This window comes from Serratia marcescens (genome assembly GCF_006715005.1).
In the GTDB taxonomy this organism is placed as follows: Bacteria; Pseudomonadota; Gammaproteobacteria; order Enterobacterales; family Enterobacteriaceae; genus Serratia; species Serratia montpellierensis.
The window spans coordinates 4,505,274-4,521,991 of sequence record NZ_VFMJ01000001.1 but is presented as its reverse complement, the minus strand read 5'-3'; the positions used below and the strand labels follow the sequence as shown (position 1 = coordinate 4,521,991).

The 16,718-nt window shown below is 63.8% G+C and carries 16 protein-coding genes and 1 tRNA gene; 10 read left to right on the top strand and 7 right to left on the bottom strand.

The window, feature by feature from the left end:
* Window positions 1-28 precede the first annotated feature (28 nt).
* The 3 genes from FHU12_RS21930 to selB all read left to right on the top strand — a co-directional run bounded on the left by FHU12_RS21930 (window position 29) and on the right by selB (window position 3,951).
* Window positions 29-634, top strand: coding sequence for a glutathione S-transferase (locus FHU12_RS21930; protein ID WP_141971792.1), 606 nt, complete (start codon window positions 29-31; stop codon window positions 632-634).
* 69 nt (window positions 635-703) lie between these two features.
* The gene (gene selA / locus FHU12_RS21925; RefSeq protein WP_141971790.1) at window positions 704-2,098 is read left to right on the top strand and encodes an L-seryl-tRNA(Sec) selenium transferase; all 1,395 of its coding nucleotides are present in this window, start codon (window positions 704-706) and stop codon (window positions 2,096-2,098) included.
* Complete coding sequence (gene selB, locus FHU12_RS21920; protein WP_141971788.1) at window positions 2,095-3,951, top strand: selenocysteine-specific translation elongation factor; 1,857 nt, start codon at window positions 2,095-2,097, stop codon at window positions 3,949-3,951. The genes selA and selB overlap by 4 nt, the downstream gene beginning before the upstream one ends.
* Here the strand turns inward: selB and FHU12_RS21915 are convergent.
* A complete protein-coding gene (locus tag FHU12_RS21915) occupies window positions 3,941-4,852 on the bottom strand; it encodes a LysR family transcriptional regulator (protein ID WP_141971786.1) in 912 nt (303 codons plus the stop codon). The two genes, selB and FHU12_RS21915, sit on opposite strands and share 11 nt — an antisense overlap.
* A 121-nt stretch (window positions 4,853-4,973) precedes the next feature.
* On the opposite strand from FHU12_RS21915, the gene FHU12_RS21910 reads away from it, so the two are divergent.
* The gene (locus tag FHU12_RS21910) at window positions 4,974-5,600 is read left to right on the top strand and encodes a LysE family translocator (protein WP_141971784.1); all 627 of its coding nucleotides are present in this window, start codon (window positions 4,974-4,976) and stop codon (window positions 5,598-5,600) included.
* A 55-nt stretch (window positions 5,601-5,655) separates the two neighbouring features.
* Here the strand turns inward: FHU12_RS21910 and FHU12_RS21905 are convergent, their stop codons facing one another.
* Window positions 5,656-6,903, bottom strand: a complete 1,248-nt coding sequence (locus FHU12_RS21905; protein ID WP_141971782.1) for an MFS transporter — start codon at window positions 6,901-6,903, stop codon at window positions 5,656-5,658.
* Window positions 6,904-7,120: 217 nt separating this feature from the next.
* On the opposite strand from FHU12_RS21905, the gene FHU12_RS21900 reads away from it, so the two are divergent.
* The gene (locus FHU12_RS21900) at window positions 7,121-8,113 is read left to right on the top strand and encodes an acyltransferase (protein WP_141971780.1); all 993 of its coding nucleotides are present in this window, start codon (window positions 7,121-7,123) and stop codon (window positions 8,111-8,113) included.
* Here FHU12_RS21900 and FHU12_RS21895 read toward each other — a convergent pair.
* From FHU12_RS21895 to FHU12_RS21885, 3 genes are all read right to left on the bottom strand, one after another.
* Window positions 8,108-9,031 (bottom strand): GlxA family transcriptional regulator, encoded by a 924-nt coding sequence (locus tag FHU12_RS21895; RefSeq protein ID WP_141971778.1) that lies wholly within the window; start codon window positions 9,029-9,031, stop codon window positions 8,108-8,110. The genes FHU12_RS21900 and FHU12_RS21895 overlap by 6 nt on opposite strands.
* Before the next feature lie 2 nt (window positions 9,032-9,033).
* A complete protein-coding gene (locus FHU12_RS21890; protein WP_141971776.1) occupies window positions 9,034-9,585 on the bottom strand; it encodes a cysteine hydrolase family protein in 552 nt (183 codons plus the stop codon).
* Window positions 9,586-9,685: 100 nt separating this feature from the next.
* Window positions 9,686-11,074, bottom strand: a complete 1,389-nt coding sequence (locus FHU12_RS21885) for an amidohydrolase family protein (protein WP_141971774.1) — start codon at window positions 11,072-11,074, stop codon at window positions 9,686-9,688.
* A gap of 207 nt (window positions 11,075-11,281) precedes the next feature.
* On the opposite strand from FHU12_RS21885, the gene FHU12_RS21880 reads away from it, so the two are divergent.
* Entirely contained in the window at window positions 11,282-11,902 is a 621-nt protein-coding gene (locus tag FHU12_RS21880; RefSeq protein ID WP_060448354.1) for a nucleotidyltransferase domain-containing protein, read from the top strand.
* Entirely contained in the window at window positions 11,853-12,293 is a 441-nt protein-coding gene (locus tag FHU12_RS21875) for a hypothetical protein (protein WP_060434876.1), read from the top strand. The genes FHU12_RS21880 and FHU12_RS21875 overlap by 50 nt, the downstream gene beginning before the upstream one ends.
* A gap of 6 nt (window positions 12,294-12,299) precedes the next feature.
* Here FHU12_RS21875 and FHU12_RS21870 read toward each other — a convergent pair whose 3' ends face one another.
* Window positions 12,300-13,154, bottom strand: a complete 855-nt coding sequence (locus FHU12_RS21870) for a LysR family transcriptional regulator (RefSeq protein WP_060434874.1) — start codon at window positions 13,152-13,154, stop codon at window positions 12,300-12,302.
* Window positions 13,155-13,280: 126 nt separating this feature from the next.
* Here FHU12_RS21870 and FHU12_RS21865 point away from each other — a divergent pair, with 126 nt between their 5' ends.
* From FHU12_RS21865 to FHU12_RS27225, 3 genes are all read left to right on the top strand, one after another.
* Window positions 13,281-14,480 (top strand): cyanate transporter, encoded by a 1,200-nt coding sequence (locus tag FHU12_RS21865; protein WP_141971772.1) that lies wholly within the window; start codon window positions 13,281-13,283, stop codon window positions 14,478-14,480.
* Window positions 14,481-14,555: 75 nt separating this feature from the next.
* Window positions 14,556-15,899, top strand: a complete 1,344-nt coding sequence (locus tag FHU12_RS21860; RefSeq protein WP_141971770.1) for an esterase-like activity of phytase family protein — start codon at window positions 14,556-14,558, stop codon at window positions 15,897-15,899.
* Between the two features lie 98 nt (window positions 15,900-15,997).
* Window positions 15,998-16,092 (top strand) — tRNA-Sec (locus FHU12_RS27225).
* Window positions 16,093-16,239: 147 nt separating this feature from the next.
* Here the strand turns inward: FHU12_RS27225 and FHU12_RS21855 are convergent.
* Window positions 16,240-16,578, bottom strand: coding sequence for a colicin E1 family microcin immunity protein (locus FHU12_RS21855; protein WP_185742339.1), 339 nt, complete (start codon window positions 16,576-16,578; stop codon window positions 16,240-16,242).
* Window positions 16,579-16,718: the final 140 nt, after the last annotated feature.

The window sequence follows — 16,718 nt, the reverse complement described above, 5'->3', positions numbered from 1 at the left end:
GCGGCCAGGACGAAGCGGAGGAGAACGGATGAAGCTTATCGGCAGTTACACCAGTCCCTTTGTGCGCAAAATTTCCGTGATGCTGCTGGAGAAGGGGATCGCGTTCGAATTCGTCAACGATCCGCCGTACGAGCCCGGCAGCCGGGTGAAGGAGCTGAACCCGCTCGCCAAGGTGCCGGTGCTGATCGCCGATGACGGCGAGGTGTTTTACGACTCACCGATCGTAGCCGAATACCTTGAGCTGCTGGCGGTAGAGCCGGCGTTTTTGCCGGCCGATCGCGCCGCCGCGCTGCGCGTCCGCCAGGTGGCGGCGCTGGCGGACGGCGTGACCGAAGCGGCGGCGACCCTGTTCCGCGAAAGCCGGCGCGCGCCGGAAAAACAGGACGAAAACTGGATGCTGCGCCAGCGTGACAAGCTGACGCAGGGGTTGGATGCGTTGGAGGCGCTGGCGCGGGAAAAAACGTGGATCAATGGCGAGCGGCTGACGCTGGCGGATATCGCTACCGGCTGCGCGCTGGGCTACCTCAATTTTCGCCGCATCCTGCCCAACTGGTGCGTCGAGCGCCCGGCGCTGGTCAAGCTGGCCGAACGCCTGTTCGCCCGCGAAAGCTTCGCCCGCACTGCGCCGCCCTAAACTTCCTTTTCTCCCCGCCGCGGCGGGGTTTTGCTATGCCGATACGTCTAAACTGAAAACCGAGCGACCATGAGCACAGAATCCCACCTTCTTTATAGCCAACTGCCCGCCATCGACCGTCTGCTGCGTGAATCCGCGATTGAACCGCTGGTGGCGCAGCATGGTCCGACGCTGATCGGCGAATTGCTGCGCCGGCTGCAGGCCCAGGCGCGCGACGCTATCAAGCAACAGCAACGTTTACCGGACTGGTGTGGCGACTGGCCGCAGGCGCTGCGGGCGGAGCTGGCCCGGCAGCAACGCCCGGCTTTGCTGCCGGTGTTCAACCTCAGCGGCACCGTGCTGCACACCAACCTCGGGCGCGCCCTGCTGGCGCAGCCGGTGAAGGACGCGGTCAGCGCGGTGATGGGGGAGGCGGTGACGCTGGAGTACGATCTGGACGGTGCCGGGCGCGGTCATCGCGATCGGGCGGTGGCGAGTCTGCTGTGCCGGCTGACCGGCGCGGAGGACGCCTGCATCGTCAATAACAACGCGGCGGCGGTATTGCTGATGCTGGCGGCGATCGCCCCCGGCAAAGAGGTGGTGGTGTCGCGCGGCGAACTGGTGGAGATCGGCGGCGCGTTCCGCATACCCGACGTGATGCGCCAGGCGGGCTGCCAACTGGTGGAGGTCGGCACCACCAACCGCACCCATCTGAAAGATTACCGCCAGGCCATCAGCGAGCAGACCGGCCTGTTGATGAAAGTGCACACCAGCAACTACAGCATTCAGGGCTTTACCGCGGCGGTCGACGAGGCTGAACTGGCGCAGCTCGGGGCCGAACAGGGCGTGCCGACCGCCACCGATCTGGGCAGCGGCTCGCTGATCGATATGGCGCAGTACGGCCTGCCCGCCGAACCGATGCCGCAGCGGCTGCTGGCCGCCGGCGTCGATCTGGTGACGTTCTCCGGCGATAAGCTGCTGGGCGGCCCGCAGGCCGGCATCATCGTCGGCAAAAAGGCGCTGATCGCTCGCCTGCAGCAGCATCCGCTCAAGCGCGCGCTGCGCGTCGGCAAGCTGACGCTGGCGGCCCTGGAGGCCACGCTGCAGCTCTATCTGCAGCCGGAAAAACTGGCTGAGCAGCTGCCGACGCTGCGGCTGCTGACCCGCCCGCAGCAGGAGATGCAACAGGCGGCCGAGCGGCTGCTGGCGGCGCTGAGACCACGGTTCACCGCCGATTTCGACCTGCGCGCCGAACCGTGCTGGTCGCAGATTGGCAGCGGTTCGCTGCCGGTGGATCGCCTGCCCAGCTATGCGCTGACCTTCACGCCGCGCGACGGCCGCGGCGCCACGCTGGAAGCGTTGGCTGAGCGCTGGCGCCGCCTGCCGCAGCCGGTGATCGGCCGCCTCGGCGACGGCCGGCTGTGGCTGGATCTGCGCTGTCTGGAACAGGAAGGGGCGCTGATCGAGGCGCTGAGCGCATCATGATCATCGCCACCGCCGGCCATGTCGATCATGGCAAAACCACCCTGCTGCAGGCGATCTCCGGGATCAACGCGGATCGCCTGCCGGAAGAGAAGCGCCGCGGCATGACCATCGATCTGGGCTACGCCTACTGGCCGCAGCCGGACGGCCGGGTGCTGGGCTTTATCGACGTGCCCGGCCACGAGAAATTCCTCGCCAATATGCTGGCGGGCGTCGGCGGCATCGACCATGCGTTGCTGGTGGTGGCCTGCGACGACGGCGTGATGGCGCAGACCCGCGAGCATTTGGCGATCCTGCGCCTGAGCGGGCGCCCGGCGCTGACGGTGGCGCTGACCAAGGCCGATCGGGTGGACGCGGCGCTTGTCGACGAGGTGCGCAGTCAGGTGCGCGACGAGCTGGCGCGCCAGGGCTGGCCCGATGCGCCATTGTTTGTCACCGCGGCGGCGGCGGGCGAGGGCATCGACGCGCTGCGCGCGCATTTGCTGGCGCTGTCGCCCGGCGAGCATGCGCTGACGCGCCGTTTTCGTCTGGCGGTAGACCGTGCGTTCAGCGTCAAAGGGGCGGGGCTGGTGGTGACCGGCACTGCGCTCGGCGGCCGGGTGCAGGTTGGGGATACGCTGTGGCTGACCGGCGCCGACGCGCCGGTGCGGGTACGTGGCCTGCACGCTCAGAATCAGACCGTGGAACAGGCGCAGGCCGGGCAACGCATCGCGTTGAACATCAGCGGCGATGTTGATAAAGAGCGGGTCGAGCGCGGCGATTGGCTGCTGGCGCAGCGCCCGCCGGAGGCGGCGGAACGCATTCTGGTGGCGCTGGAGACGGATCGGCCGATTCGCCATTGGCAGCCGCTGCATCTGCACCATGCCGCCAGCCACATCACCGGGCGCATTTCGCTGCTGAACGACGGGCTGGCGGAACTGATCCTCGATCGCCCGCTGTGGCTGGCGGAGAACGATCGGCTGGTGCTGCGCGATATCGGCGCAAGGCAAACGCTGGGTGCGGCCCGAGTGCTCAGGCTGAGCGCCCCCAAGCGCGGCAAGCGTCAGCCGGACTACCTGGCATGGCTGCAGGCTCTGGCGCAGGCGCAAGACGACGCGCAGGCGCTGGCGCTTGAGCTGCCGCACGGCGCGTTGTCGCTGGCGGCGTTCGCCTGGGCGCGTCAGTTGACCGACGACGGCCTGGCGGCACTGCTGGCGAACCGCGATCTGCTGATCGTCGGTGACCGGGCGCTGGCGCAGGAGCAGGTGCAACAGGCGGAGAGCCGCCTGCTACAGGTGCTGGCGGAGTACCACCAACAGCACGCCGACCAGCTGGGGTTAGGACGCGCCCGTCTGCGGCGCATGGCGCTGCCTCAGCAGCCGGAAGCGCTGGTGTTTATGATGATCGATCGGCTGCTGAAGGCCGGCGCGTTGCGCAATACGCGCGGCTGGCTGCACCTGCCGGAACACGGCCTGGCGTTCAGCGCCGAAGAGGCGCCGCTGTGGGCGCGCATCGAACCGCTGTTCGGCGACGAGCCGTGGTGGGTGCGCGATCTGGCGACTGAGCTGGGCGAGGAGGAGAGCCGGGTGCGCGCGCTGCTGCGCAAGGCGGCTCAGCTGGGCCATGTGACGGCGGTGGTGGTGGACCGCTACTACCTCAGCCGACGCATCGATCAGTTCGCGGCGCTGATCCGCGAGCTGGATGCGGAGCGCGGGGGCGCCAACGCCGCCGATTTCCGCGATCGGCTCGGCGTCGGGCGCAAGCTGGCGATCCAGGTGCTGGAGTTCTTCGATCGCAGCGGCTTTACCCGCCGCAAGGGCAACGAGCATCCGCTGCGCGACGGCGGGTTGTTCGGTAGCGAGTCCCCTACCCGATAAACCTGACGGCGGCCCGGCTGACGTCGGGCGTTTGGGCGGTGAGAAACGCCTGTAAGCGTTCGATCAGCGGCCGTTTGGCCGACTCCGCCGGCCATACCAGATAATAACCGTCGCCGGTGCGCACGGCGGCGTCACAAGGCAGCGCCAATAACCCCTCCTTAATGGTTCGCAGGCTCAGCGCCAGATCGCCGATCGAGACGCCGTGCCCGGCGATGGCCGCCGCATTGCCCTGTTCCAGCGAATCAAATACCTGGCCGCGTGTGAGATCGATCGGGGCCGCGATGCCGCTTTTTTGCAGCCAGCGCCGCCAGTCGCGCCGATCGGGCGAAGGATGGATCAGCGGGCAGGTGGCGAGATCGCGCTGCGCGTCGGCGAGCAGCGCGGGGGCGCAAATTGGGATCAGCCATTCGTCGAACAGCTTGGCGGCAGCGGTATTGGCGCCGAAATGGCCGTTGCCGAGCAGGATGGCGCAGTCGTAGGGTTCGCTGAAAAAATCCACGCTGTCGATGTCCATCCAGACGCTGGCTGCCTGCACGTCGAACGCCTGCGCCGTTTGCCGGAACCGGCTCAGGCAGTCCAGCAGCCAGCGCATGGTCAGGGTGGAGGGTGCCTTCAGCCGCAGCAGATCGCGGTGGCTTCTGAACAGCTCGCAGGCTTGCTCGATGCGGCCAAACCCCTGCTGCAGCTCGGCGGCGAAGATTTTCCCCTGCGGCGTGACCTCGATACGCGGGCCGTTGCGCTGGAACAACCGGCAGCCGAAGTGCTGCTCCAGCGTTTTGATGTGCTTGCTGACCGCGCTCGGGGTGAGATGCAGCTCCTCGGCGGCCAGCGTGAACGAGCCGGTGCGGGCGGCGCTTTCGAAGGCGCGCAGGGCGTAAAGCGGCGGAAGGGAACTGGCCATCGCGGCGTCTCTAATAATGAGTCTGATTCACAGTAAACGACAGGATTACTCCTTTTTCAAGGCGGGGGCGGCGGCATGATAATGGCGCGACGTCAACTGACTGAATGTGAGTGAAATAAAGATGAACCTCTCGTTACTGGCGGCGTATTTCGCCGCCATTTTGTTGCTGATCGCCACGCCGGGGCCGGTGGTGGTGATGGTGGCCAACACCGCAGCGCGCTTTGGCGCCCGGCGTGCGCTGTTGACCGCGCTGGGCAGCAACGGGGCCTCTTTGTTGCTGATCGGCATCGCCGCGCTGATCGTCACCGGGCTGTTCGCGGTGGATATGCGCATGCTGCAGTGGGTAGGCCTGTTGGGCTGTCTGTTTATCGGCCGTATGGCGATCGTCTCGCTGTATGAGGATTTATCCGCGCGAACCCCCGATGCGCAGCCCGTTGCGCCGTCGCAAAAACGCTCGGCGATCGCGAACGGTTTTCTGGTGGGCATCGCCAACCCCAAGGACATCATCTTCTTCGTCGCTTTTTTTCCGCAGTTTATCGCCGTCACCCCCTCGATCGGCGTCAGCCTGACGCTGTTGACCGCGCTGTGGGTGCTGGCGGATTTCGCCATCTTGCTGGCCTATATCACCCTGCTGTCGGGAACGGCGCTGCAGCGCGTGCGGCGGGCGATCTCTGTCCTGTCGGCGTTGCTGCTGTTGGGGGTGGCGGTAGTGGGAGCAGGGTATGCGCTGTGGGAGCTGCTCGGCTGAAGCCGCATAAAAAAAACGCCGGTCGGGAAACCGGACCGGCGTTTTATCGTCGCGCTTAAGCCGCGCCGTTCGGCTGCGGCGTGGGGTTGCCGCCGCGGCGTTTGCCGATAAACAGCGCCACCAGCGTCAGCCAGCACAGGCCGCTGATGAGGTTGAACAGATTGAACAGCCCACTGCCGCCCCAGACGTAGGCGACCTTGGCCAGCTCGATGCCGACGGTGAACACCATCATGCTCAGCATGCCCATGGTGGCGGACACGGTGCCTTTGCTGACGTTGCTGGAGAACAGCGTCAGGCGGTACAGGCCGGCGTTGGCGAGGCCGATGCCGAAGGCGTACAGACTCAGGCCGGCGGTCATCCACAGGTAGGCGTGGCTGGAGAACTGGGTCGCCAGCGCGGCGATCAGCAGCCCCAGCAACATCGGGCCTGCGCCCAGCTTGATCAGGCGCTCCACGCTGTTTTTGCCGGTCAGGCGCGCCAGCGTCAGGTTGCCGAGGATCAGCGCGCCGAACACCGGGATCTGCAGCAGACCGTAGTCCAGCGTCGACAGCGACTCACCGCTGATCAGGATCACCGGCGACTGGGCGATCCAGGCCAGCAGCGGCAGGCTGGCGAAACCGATCGCCAGCGCGCCGCACAGGAAGCGGCGGTTGCCCAGCACCTGGCGGTAGTCGCGCCACAGATTGGCGGCGGAAAACGCCTCGCCCTGCAGCGTGGCGGTTTCCGGCATCGCTTTCCACAGGCCGTAGAAGGCGATGGCCGCCAGCGCCGCAAACAGCACGAACATGCTCTGCCACGGCGCGACGTGGATCAGCGCCGCGCCGGCCAGCGGCCCGAGCAGCGGGGCGATCAGCGCCACGTTGGCCATCAGGGCGGTGATTTTTATGCACACCGATTCTTCAAACGACTCCTGGATGGTGGCGTAGCCGACCGCGCCGATAAAGCACAGGCCGATGCCCTGCAGGAAACGCATGGCGATGAACTGCTCGATGTTGGTGACCAGCAGGATCGCCAGGCAGGAGACGATAAAGAACGCCACCCCGGCCAGCATCACCGGGCGACGGCCGCGGCGATCCGACAGCGGCCCGAGCAGCCACTGCAGGAAGATGCCGCCGGCCAGATAGGCGGTCATCGAGGTAGGCACCCACTCTTCGCCGGCGTTGAAATCCGCCACGACGGCCAGCATGCCCGGCTGAATCATATCGTTGCCGATATAGGTGGCGAACTCGAACAGCACCAGACAAAGAGGGAATAAAAGCGCCTGTCGGCCCAAACGTGCCGCAGGTGGTAATGTCGTTTTCATATTATTGTACTGATAGTAAAAGAGAAAAAGGAACTGCCAGGGCGGGAAGCGCAAACTGAGCGAGTTATGGCGGCTATTTTGCCGCCAATTGTTCACCTTCGCAATCATAAGGTGTTGTTTAAGTGCATTCTGATATTTCGCTTTTGGGTTGTCGCCGAACGCCGTGCCCGATAACCTCTTCTTAACATATCAATATGACACAAGATCGGGCGAGCGTTTGAGCGAGAAAATCGGCTGGATAGACAACCTGCGGGCGATGGCGTGCATGATGGTGGTGATGATCCACGCCACCACCTATTACGTCACCAACGGCGCGGCGATAGGGCTGCACAACTGGGATATCGCCAACGTGCTGAACTCGCTGTCGCGCGTGTCGGTGCCGCTGTTTTTCATGATTTCCGGCTACCTGTTCTTCGGCGACAAGAGCGCCGGCCGCCGGCATTTCACCCGCATCATCTGCTGCATTCTGTTCTACAGCGCTATCGCGCTGATCTATATCGCGGCCTTTACCAAGATCGGTTTCTGGCCATCGCTGCGCGGCATGTTGCAAAAGCCGGTGTTCTATCATCTGTGGTTTTTCTACGCCATCGCGGTGATTTACCTGCTGTCGCCGCTGATCAGCGTCAAACCGGTGTCGCGCTACGCCCTGGCCGCCGCGCTGGTGGTGTTGGCGGTGATCGCCAACCCGAATACCGACAAGCTGACCTTCGGCAACGCGCACCTGCTGCCGGTTAACCTGTATATCTACGGCGATACCTTCTACTACCTGCTGTATGCGCTGACCGGGCGGGCGATTGGTATGATGGAGGCACGCGGGCGTGCCGTGGGCTGGCTGGCGGCATTGGGATTTGCGCTGTGCGTGGCGCTGATCGCTCGCGGCACCAAGCACCAGCTGTTCATCAACGGCAACTTCGCCGATACCTACTACATCTACAGCGGCCCGCTGGTGTTTATGGCGGCGGTGGCGCTGCTGGTGTGGGTGAAACACTGTTTGCCGCAGCCGATCGGCTGGCTGAGCGCGTTTTCCCGCCATTCGCTGGCGATCTACGGTTTTCACGCCCTGATCGTCAACGTGATGCGCAGCCGGCACCTGGACTTCACCGGCCACCCGCTGCTGGATATCTTCTGGGTGTTTGGCGTGGCGCTGGGGCTCAGCCTGCTGCTGTCTGTCGGCCTGCAGCGGCTGGATACCCGCCGGCTGGTGTCATAGCGGCGAGTGCTGGCGCTGCTGGGCGCGGCGCAGCTGTCGCCCGGAAGAAAAACCGGCCGCCAGCGCGGCCTTCTCCAAGCCATACCCTTGCTGCAGGCGCTGTTGTGCCACCGCCAGCCGCAGCTGCTCATGGTATTCCCGCACGCTGATGCCGACGTGGCTGCGAAACAGCCGCGCCAGGTGGCGGCTGCTGACGTGCACCTTCTCCGCTATCTGCGGCACCGACCAGTCGGCCTCCGGCTCGGCGGCCATCACATCCTGCGCGCGGTGCACCGCCGGGTGCAGGTGGTTGCGGTAGCGCAGCCAGGGCGACAGCTGCGGATCGTCCCCGGCGCGGCGGAAATAGACCACCATATCGCGGGCGACGTCGCGCGCCCGGCCGGAGCCGCAGTGGCGGTGGACCAGGTGCAGTGCCAAATCGATGCCGGTGGTGATGCCCGCGCTGGTGTAGACGCCGCGATCTTCGACGAAGATACGGTTCTCTTTCACCTGCGCCGCCGGCGCCTGCCGGCGGATACGCTCGATAACGTCGTGGTGGGTAGTGCACTGATAGCCGTCGAGCAGCCCGGCCTGCGCCGCCAGCAGCGCGCCGGAACAGATGCACACCAGGGTGATGCGCTGCCGCTGCAGGTCGGGCTGCAGCGTCGCCAGCCAGCGGCGCGCCTGCTCGGCCTCTTCCCCGGCGAAATAGCGCTGCGAATCGCCGACGCCAGGCAGCACCAGGATGGCGCCGTCTTCCAGGCGATCGGGCAACGGCTGCAGGCCGCTCAGCGTCATGCCGATGGAGCAGACGACCTGCGGCGCCGGGCTGAGATAACGCAGGGTGAACTGCCCGGCGAGGCGCAGGGTTTCCGCCGGGCCGCTGACGTCCAGCGACAACACGTTGGGCAACAGCAGAAAATAGACGGCCTGCGACATGGTTACTCCTGTGCGAGTTGCGCCAGCGCCTCATCCACGCTGGCGATGCGGGCGAAACGATCGACCAGTACGGTTTCAGTATGCCGCTTCAACTGTGTGGGGGTAAAGACTTCGCCGTCGGGATGGCGCATCGGGAAGGTCAGCGTCGCCTCGGTGACGAAAGTCACCCGATAACCGAGATCGGACGCCACCCGGGTGGTGGTCTCGCAGCACTGCTCGGTGCGGATGCCGGAGACGATCAGGTGGTTGATATTCCGTTCGCGCAGCCAGGCGTCGAGGCCGGATTCGGTCAGCGCATTGTGCACATGCTTGTGCACGGTGATATCCGCCTGGTGGGTGAGGAACGGCAGGCGCTGCACATGGCCTGAAGCCAGCGAGAAAGGCCCCTGCGGCGAAACGTGCAGCACGTCGACCAGCGCTGCGCCGCGTTGTTGGCAGCCCGCGATCAGACGGGTCAGCGCCTGTTGAAACGCTGGCAGATCGTCCTCTTGCCAGAATGGACGGTGCTGGAATGATTGCTGGACATCGATGATCAATAACGCGCTCTGTGACATTTTCGGCCCTCCGCCAGTGTGTGTAGCGACCATCTTGCGCCGCTACTGACTCTGGCAGAAGGCCAAAAACGGCCATCATGATGACAACAGCGGACCGACCTTAGGCTTTGCTCACCTGGCCGGCGACCAGGCGCCCCTGATGGAAGGTGGCGTTGCGCGCCGGCAGACGGGCGACCGCCTCGGCGGAGCAGCTGGCGTTGACCAGCACGAACTCGGCGGCATCGCCGGCTTTCGGCCAGGCGCGCTGCCCCTTATCGTCCAGCGGAAGCACGCCGCCGGTGGAGATGGCCATGGCGCGCGACAGGTGATACTCGTCGGAACCGCGGTACAGCTGAGCATACAGGTTGGCCTTCTCCAGGATGTCGCCGGTGCCGAACGGCGACCAGTGGTCGATCACGCTGTCGGTGCCGGTCATCACGAACACCCCTTTCTCACTGAGCTGTGGCAGCGGCATCATCAGGCCGCCGATTGGCACCGTGGAGGCGATGGTGATCTGCTGCGCCGCCAGCCGGGTGGCGGTTTCCGCCAGTTCGCCCGGCGTCAGGGTGGTCAGGGCGAAAGCGTGGCTGATGGTGACCTTACCGCGCAGCGCCGGGTTTTTCTCCACGGTGGCGATCATGTAGTTGATGGCGGCGACCCCGGCCGGGCTGGTTTCATGCAGGTGGATATCCACGCCTTTGCCGGTATCGAGGGCGATCTGGAACATGGCGTCCAGCGATTTCTCCATCGCGCCGTCGACGTTGGTCGGATCGAGCCCGCCGACGTACTGCACGCCCATCTGCATCGCTTCGCGCATCAGCGCATCGACCCTAGAGTGCAGCAGGCCGTGCTGCGGGAAAGCGACGATTTCACAGCTGAAGTCCGCCCGGTGGTTTTCCAGCGCGCGCTGCAGGTGCTCCAGGCTTTTCAGGCCGCTGACCGGATCGATATTGCAGTGGCTGCGCGCCACGGTGCTGCCTTTGGACTGCAGCAGGGCGATCAGATTTTCCGCCCGCTGCTGTGAGGTGGGCAGCAGTGTCGGGATCAGCGTCTGCTCCAGCGCGATCATGTCCATGATGGTTTTGCCCTGGCGCGGGCGCGGCGCCTGCCACGGGCCGCTGTAGAAGGTTTTGTCCAGGTGGATGTGCATATCGCGAAACGCCGGCAGCAGCAGCTGGCCCTGCGCCTGATAGCGGGGCACGCCGGCGGGCAACGCGGCGTTGGCGGCGTGAATGGCGGCGATCTTGCCGTCTTTGATCTCCAGTGTGTACAGCGCGGTGCGGGTGCCGATCACCGTGTCGCCGTCGTATTCAAAGCCGTCTTCGAGCCGCACCTCACTCAGGCAGTAGTGGCGATCGGTCAAGGTCATCGGCGTTGGCGCACATTGCCCGTCGCCCGGTGACGCGGCCTGCGCCATGCCGCCGGTCAGGCCGATCACCGCGCAGGCAGTGGTGAGTTTGCCGGTTTGGCTGAGGAAGGCTCTGCGGCCCGGTTGCTGAGGGTTTTCCACGTTCGGTTCCTTAATCCAGAGGTGAGGGAGTGAAAACATCCCCCAATTTAGGAGAGGAACCGACCGGTTGGCAGCGACATTTGCCACTGGTGACTATTCGATTTGGTAATGATCGGCGTCTGCCGGCGGAAGGGTGCTCTTGGCTTGCTCTTTCGCAGCTTTAATGGCTACATTTGTAGTCATTAAAGCTACATTGAGGTCAGCGTGATGCACGATCCGATGCTCGAATTACTGTTCAGCGAATACCGTAGAAAAGTGCTAAGCCTGCTGTTTATTGAAGCCGGGCAGGCGTTTCATGTGCGAGAAATTGCGCGGCGCACCGCAACTCAGGCCGGGACTTTACATAAAGAGTTGAGCCGGCTGGCTGAAGGCGGCATCTTGCTCAGGCAGCGGCAGGGCAACCAAATTTGCTATCAGGCTAACGCCGATTGCCTGATTTTTCCCGAGCTGGCGGCGATTTTCCGCAAGACCTGCGGCCCGGCTGCGCGCTTACGGCAGGTGCTGGCTGGATTTGGGGAGGACATCGAACGGGCTTTCATCTTTGGTTCCGTCGCCAGTGGCAAAGCGACGGCGGCCAGTGATATCGATGTTCTGATCGTCGGTAAACTGTCTTTTGCGGATGTAATTCAGGCGGTTTATCCGCTGCAGGCAACGCTGGGTCGGGAAATTAACCCCAAACTGTACTCGCCGGAAGAGTGGCGAGCGGCTTTGGCCGAGAACTCCGCGTTTATTCAGGACATTATGCAGAAACCCCAACTCTGGATTGCGGGAGACAAGGATGACGCTGGACAATCTGGTCGGGCTGGGACTGGAGGTGATAACGCCTGACGCGGGGGCGATTAAAAAATTGCTGGCCGCCGCCGCTCGCAACCGACGCGATGCGGGTATCACTCAGCTCAGCAATGAGAGCCGTTTCGACATGGCATATAAGGCGGTCATGCAAATGGCTAATGCCGCTTTGCACGCCAAGGGATACCGTACGCTGACCAGCAGGCTTGGTCATCACCAGACCATGATCCAAACGTTGCCGCTCACTGTAGGGTTGCCGCGCGAGGCAATGATCTGCCTGGATGCATTGCGAAAACAGCGCAATGTGGCGGATTACTCCGGTGATTTGGTGACGGATGCGGCGGTACAGGCTTGCCTTGAGCAGACAGAAGCGCTGTGGGTACGGACTATCGACTGGCTGCAGCGCGAATATCCGCAGATAGTGGCGTAAGTGGTCTCACTTCAACCCGCAAAACACCGCCAGCCGCTGGGCCAGCGCCAGCGTGGCGGCGGGGGCGCCGTCGCGGTAGTAGAGCGCCAGTTCGAAGCTGTCTATCGGCGGTAATCCTTCGGCCTCACCCAGAACCCGGTGCGCGGGCAGACGGCAGCCGGCCGGCAGCAGGGTGACGCCCAGCCCGGCGGCGGAAGCGGCGGTCAGCGCCGCCAGGCTGGCGCTGCTGTAACCGATGCGCCAGCGTTTGCCGAGGGTGTCCAGCGCCTGGCACAGCTCTTCGCGGTACAGGCCGTTGAGCGGAAATACCGCCAGCGGCACCGGCGATTGCTCGATGGCCGGGAAGGCCAGGCTGTCCAGCCACAGCAGCGGTTCCGGCCGCGCGGCGCGCGGCGGTTGCCGGCGGCGCTGTTTCACCAGGATCAGATCCAGCTCTTCACGCGCGTAGGCGCTGTGCAGATCGGCGCTCAGGCCGCTGGCGACGTCCAGCCGCAGGTGCGGGTGCTCACGGCTGAAGTCGGCCAGCAGCTCGGTGGTGGGCACGGCGAAATCTTCCGGCATGCCGATCCGCAGCACGCCGTCGCGCCAGATGCCGGTCAGCGCGTCGTGGGCTTCTTCATTTAGCGCGATAATGCGGCGCGCGTAGCTCAACAGCTTGACGCCTTCTTCGGTCAGCAGCACCTGATGCGAGGAGCGCTCAAACAGCGGCTTGCCCAGCATCTCTTCCAGCCGGCGCACCTGCTGGCTAACGGTGGACTGCGACAAAAACACCCGCTCTGCGGCGCGGGTGAAGCTGTTGCTGTCGCATACGGCGACGAAGCTGAGCAGCAGCTGCGGATTGAACATCGGGTAGCGATTCATTTTCCCACTGTTGGCTATTTTATTATTTAATTTCCCAATACTAGCGGCGTTGCCTACAGTAACGCAACGCTGCGGCGATCGCGCTGTGACGCCGCACTCTTCATTTCGCAGTACCAGGAATATACCTTGTTAAATCATTCTGTTAATTCATCCTCCTCGCGCCGCTGGTTCAACCCCCTGTTGCTGGCGCTGGTGTTGATCGGCCTGAACATGCGGCCGCTGTTGACCTCGATCGGCCCGTTGCTGCCGACGCTGCGCCAGGCTACCGGGCTGAGCTTTGGCGGCGCGGCGCTGCTGACCACGCTGCCGGTGCTGATGATGGGGCTGATGGCGCTGGCGGGCGGCGCCATCAACCGGCTGTTCAGCGAACGCAGCGCCGTGACGCTGAGCCTGCTGGCGATCGGGCTGGGCGCGCTTTGGCGCGAACTGGCCCCCGGTAGCGTGCAACTGCTGATGAGCGCGGTGCTGGGCGGGCTCGGCATCGGGGTGATCCAGGCGGTCATGCCCGGCATCATCAAGCATCATTTCCTCAAAAGCATGGCGCTGGTGGCCGGGCTGTGGTCGGCGGCGCTGATGGGCGGCGGTGGGTTGGGGGCGGCGATCACCCCGTGGCTGATGAGCGTAGGGCACGACTGGCACAGCGCGCTGGCCTGGTGGGCGTTGCCGGCGCTGGTGGCGCTGCTGGCCTGGTGGCCGGTCAGCCGCGGGCTGTCTCGCTTGGGCGCGGCGGGCGAAAACCGCGGGCCAGGCCTGCTGCGCAACCGGCGCGCCTGGCTGCTCGGCGCCTATTTCGGCCTGATCAACGGCGGCTATACCAGCCTGATCGCCTGGCTGCCGCCGTATTACATGCAGCTCGGCTGGCAGCCGCAGGCCAGCGGTTCGCTGCTGGCGTTGATGACCTTTGGCCAGGTCGTGGGCGCGCTGCTGCTGCCGGCGCTGGCGCGCAATCATGACCGGCGGCCGCTGCTGTTGCTGGCGCTGATGATGCAACTGATCGGCTTTATCGGCCTGATTTACCTGCCGCAGACGCTGCCGTGGCTGTGGGTGTTGGTTTCCGGGCTGGGGCTGGGCGGCGCGTTCCCGCTGTGCCTGGTGCTGGCGCTCGATCACCTGCACCAACCGGCGGCGGCCGGGCGACTGGTGGCCTTTATGCAGGGCGTCGGCTTCCTGCTGGCGGGCGTCACGCCTTACCTTTCCGGCCTGCTGCGCGACTACAGCGGCGGCTTCGTGCTGGACTGGCAGATCCACGCGCTGCTGGTGGTGGTGTTGATCGCCATCACCTGGCGCTTCCATCCGCACAGCTACCGACGGGCGTTCGCCGAATAATATTTCTGTCATTGCCGCTCCCTATAGTGACGTTGCTTTTACTTCTGGGCGATAACAACGAAAAGGGACAATGACATGCACAACACCAAAACCCGGCTGGCGCTGCTGGTCGGCTGCATGGCGCTGAGCGCCAACCTGTGGGCCGACGCGCAGCCGGTGCAAGCGACGCTGGCCGGGCATGCGCTGCTGCCGGTGAAATCCGCCGTTTCCACACCGAAGGACGCGCCGAGCGATCTGCAGCAGAGCGGCAAGTACACCAGCGGCAAACGCATCACCGAGCTGGGCAGCGTGGCGGGCAAATCCGCCGATCGCCTGACCGGCCTCGGCCTGCCGATCGACGGCCAGCCGCTGCAGGGCCACTCCGGTATCAAACACATGCCCGACGGCACCTACTGGGTGCTGACCGATAACGGCTTCGGCAGCAAGGCCAATTCGCCGGACGCCATGCTGTACCTCAATCACTACAAGATAGATTTCAAAGACGGCACGGTCGCGCCGCTGAAGACGGTGTTCCTGCACGATCCGGATAAAAAGGTGCCGTTCCACATCATCAACGAGAGCACCGAGAAGCGTTATCTGACCGGCAGCGATTTCGATCCGGAAAGCTTCCAGTTTGCCGACGATGCCTTATGGATCGGTGAAGAGTTCGGGCCTTACCTGATCAAGGCCGACCTGAACGGCAAAGTGCTGGCGGTGTTCGACACTCAGGTAGACGGCAAGGTGGTGAAATCGCCGGACAACCCGACGCTGACCCTGCCGGGCGCGCCGGACGGCAAGCAGAACTTCCAGGTGGCGCGTTCCAAAGGCTTTGAAGGCATGGCCGCCTCGCCGGACGGCAGCAAGCTGTACCCGCTGCTGGAAGGGGCGCTGTGGGACGGCGAGCAGTTCGAGAACGTCGGCGGCAAACGCTACCTGCGGGTGCTGGAGTTTGACGTGAAACAGCAGGCCTGGACCGGCCGCAGCTGGCAGTACGTGCTGGAAGACAACCAGAACGCCATCGGCGACTTCAACATGATCGACGCCACCCACGGGCTGGTGATCGAGCGCGACAACGGCGAAGGCACGCCGGATAAGGCCTGCGCCGCCGGTGCGCCGACCGACAACTGCTTCAGCCAGGTGGCCAAGTTCAAACGAGTGTATAAAATCGCCTTCTCGGACGCCAACGTCGGCAAACCGGTCGAAAAACTGGGCTATATCGACCTGATGAACATTCAGGATCCGAACAAGCTGGCGCGCAAGCCGCTGAACGATGGCGTGCTGACCTTCCCGTTCTTCACCATCGAGAACGTGGACGTGGTGGACGCCAACCACATCATCGTCGGCAACGACAACAACTTCCCGTTCTCCTCCAGCCGCCAACCCAATATGGCGGATGACAACGAGTTCATCCTGCTGGACGTGAAGGATTTCCTGAAGTAGCGCTCCCCGGCCGCCGAATCGCCGGCGGCCGCCATTTCCCGCTTAGCGCAGCGAACAAACTGCGCTATAATCAGCGCCTTGCTTCTTCTCTTCTCCAAGGAAGATCCTCGTCCCCGGTGGGGCGGCCGGACTTCAAATCCGGTTGGGGCCGCCAGCGGTCCTGGGCAGGTTCGACTCCTGTGATCTTCCGCCAATCAATGTCCCCCAATCTCCTCTGTGATTGTCGGCTCCGGTAGAGTGAGTTTGCTTCTTTCGCTTTGTGATAGCGCAGCTTGCGTGGGTAGAAGAAACGTTCATGAAGAAGGACTACGAGGCAGTAAGCCGTTGACGTAAAAACCGCTTACGCGGCCTTTTTATTTCTGAGGAATAGGGCAAGCAGATACAGGGTGCCCAGCGGCAGGGCCATGACATAACAGAAAGCATAATACAGGATCAGCACGCCATTTTTGCCTATGGTATCGGCGAACAGTCCGCGGTGCCAAAATTCTTCACTCGTGAACTGCAGAGCGGCCGTTTCAATGCTTTTTTTAGCACAGGGATACAGTAAAAAACTCAGGATGGAGAGGATCAACGAAAGTGCGGTATTCACCATATCCTGGAAAGAATAGATGTAATAAAGCGCGGTAAAAAAATAGGCCGCTCCCCACACCTGACTTTTCCAATAATACGCTTTGGTCATTTGTACCTCCCTGGGCATGAGTTCCTTTCTGTTTTCGTGCTTGGCGAAATGGAATACCGATGCCATTGCCCGCGTTGCGCGGTTTACCCAAGACGTCTGAGTATGCGCAGGGCTTCGGCAAAATGCCATATTACCGGCTT

What these genes read in the sequence shown, in the direction of transcription:
- FHU12_RS21930 (WP_141971792.1), top strand. Translation starts at nt 29, where the DNA reads ATGAAGCTTATCGGCAGTTACACCAGTCCCTTTGTGCGCAAAATTTCC.
- selA (WP_141971790.1), top strand. Translation starts at nt 704, where the DNA reads ATGAGCACAGAATCCCACCTTCTTTATAGCCAACTGCCCGCCATCGAC.
- selB (WP_141971788.1), top strand. Translation starts at nt 2,095, where the DNA reads ATGATCATCGCCACCGCCGGCCATGTCGATCATGGCAAAACCACCCTG.
- FHU12_RS21915 (WP_141971786.1), bottom strand. Translation starts at nt 4,852, where the DNA reads ATGGCCAGTTCCCTTCCGCCGCTTTACGCCCTGCGCGCCTTCGAAAGC.
- FHU12_RS21910 (WP_141971784.1), top strand. Translation starts at nt 4,974, where the DNA reads ATGAACCTCTCGTTACTGGCGGCGTATTTCGCCGCCATTTTGTTGCTG.
- FHU12_RS21905 (WP_141971782.1), bottom strand. Translation starts at nt 6,903, where the DNA reads ATGAAAACGACATTACCACCTGCGGCACGTTTGGGCCGACAGGCGCTT.
- FHU12_RS21895 (WP_141971778.1), bottom strand. Translation starts at nt 9,031, where the DNA reads ATGTCGCAGGCCGTCTATTTTCTGCTGTTGCCCAACGTGTTGTCGCTG.
- FHU12_RS21890 (WP_141971776.1), bottom strand. Translation starts at nt 9,585, where the DNA reads ATGTCACAGAGCGCGTTATTGATCATCGATGTCCAGCAATCATTCCAG.
- FHU12_RS21880 (WP_060448354.1), top strand. Translation starts at nt 11,282, where the DNA reads ATGCACGATCCGATGCTCGAATTACTGTTCAGCGAATACCGTAGAAAA.
- FHU12_RS21875 (WP_060434876.1), top strand. Translation starts at nt 11,853, where the DNA reads ATGACGCTGGACAATCTGGTCGGGCTGGGACTGGAGGTGATAACGCCT.
- FHU12_RS21870 (WP_060434874.1), bottom strand. Translation starts at nt 13,154, where the DNA reads ATGAATCGCTACCCGATGTTCAATCCGCAGCTGCTGCTCAGCTTCGTC.
- FHU12_RS21860 (WP_141971770.1), top strand. Translation starts at nt 14,556, where the DNA reads ATGCACAACACCAAAACCCGGCTGGCGCTGCTGGTCGGCTGCATGGCG.
- FHU12_RS21855 (WP_185742339.1), bottom strand. Translation starts at nt 16,578, where the DNA reads ATGACCAAAGCGTATTATTGGAAAAGTCAGGTGTGGGGAGCGGCCTAT.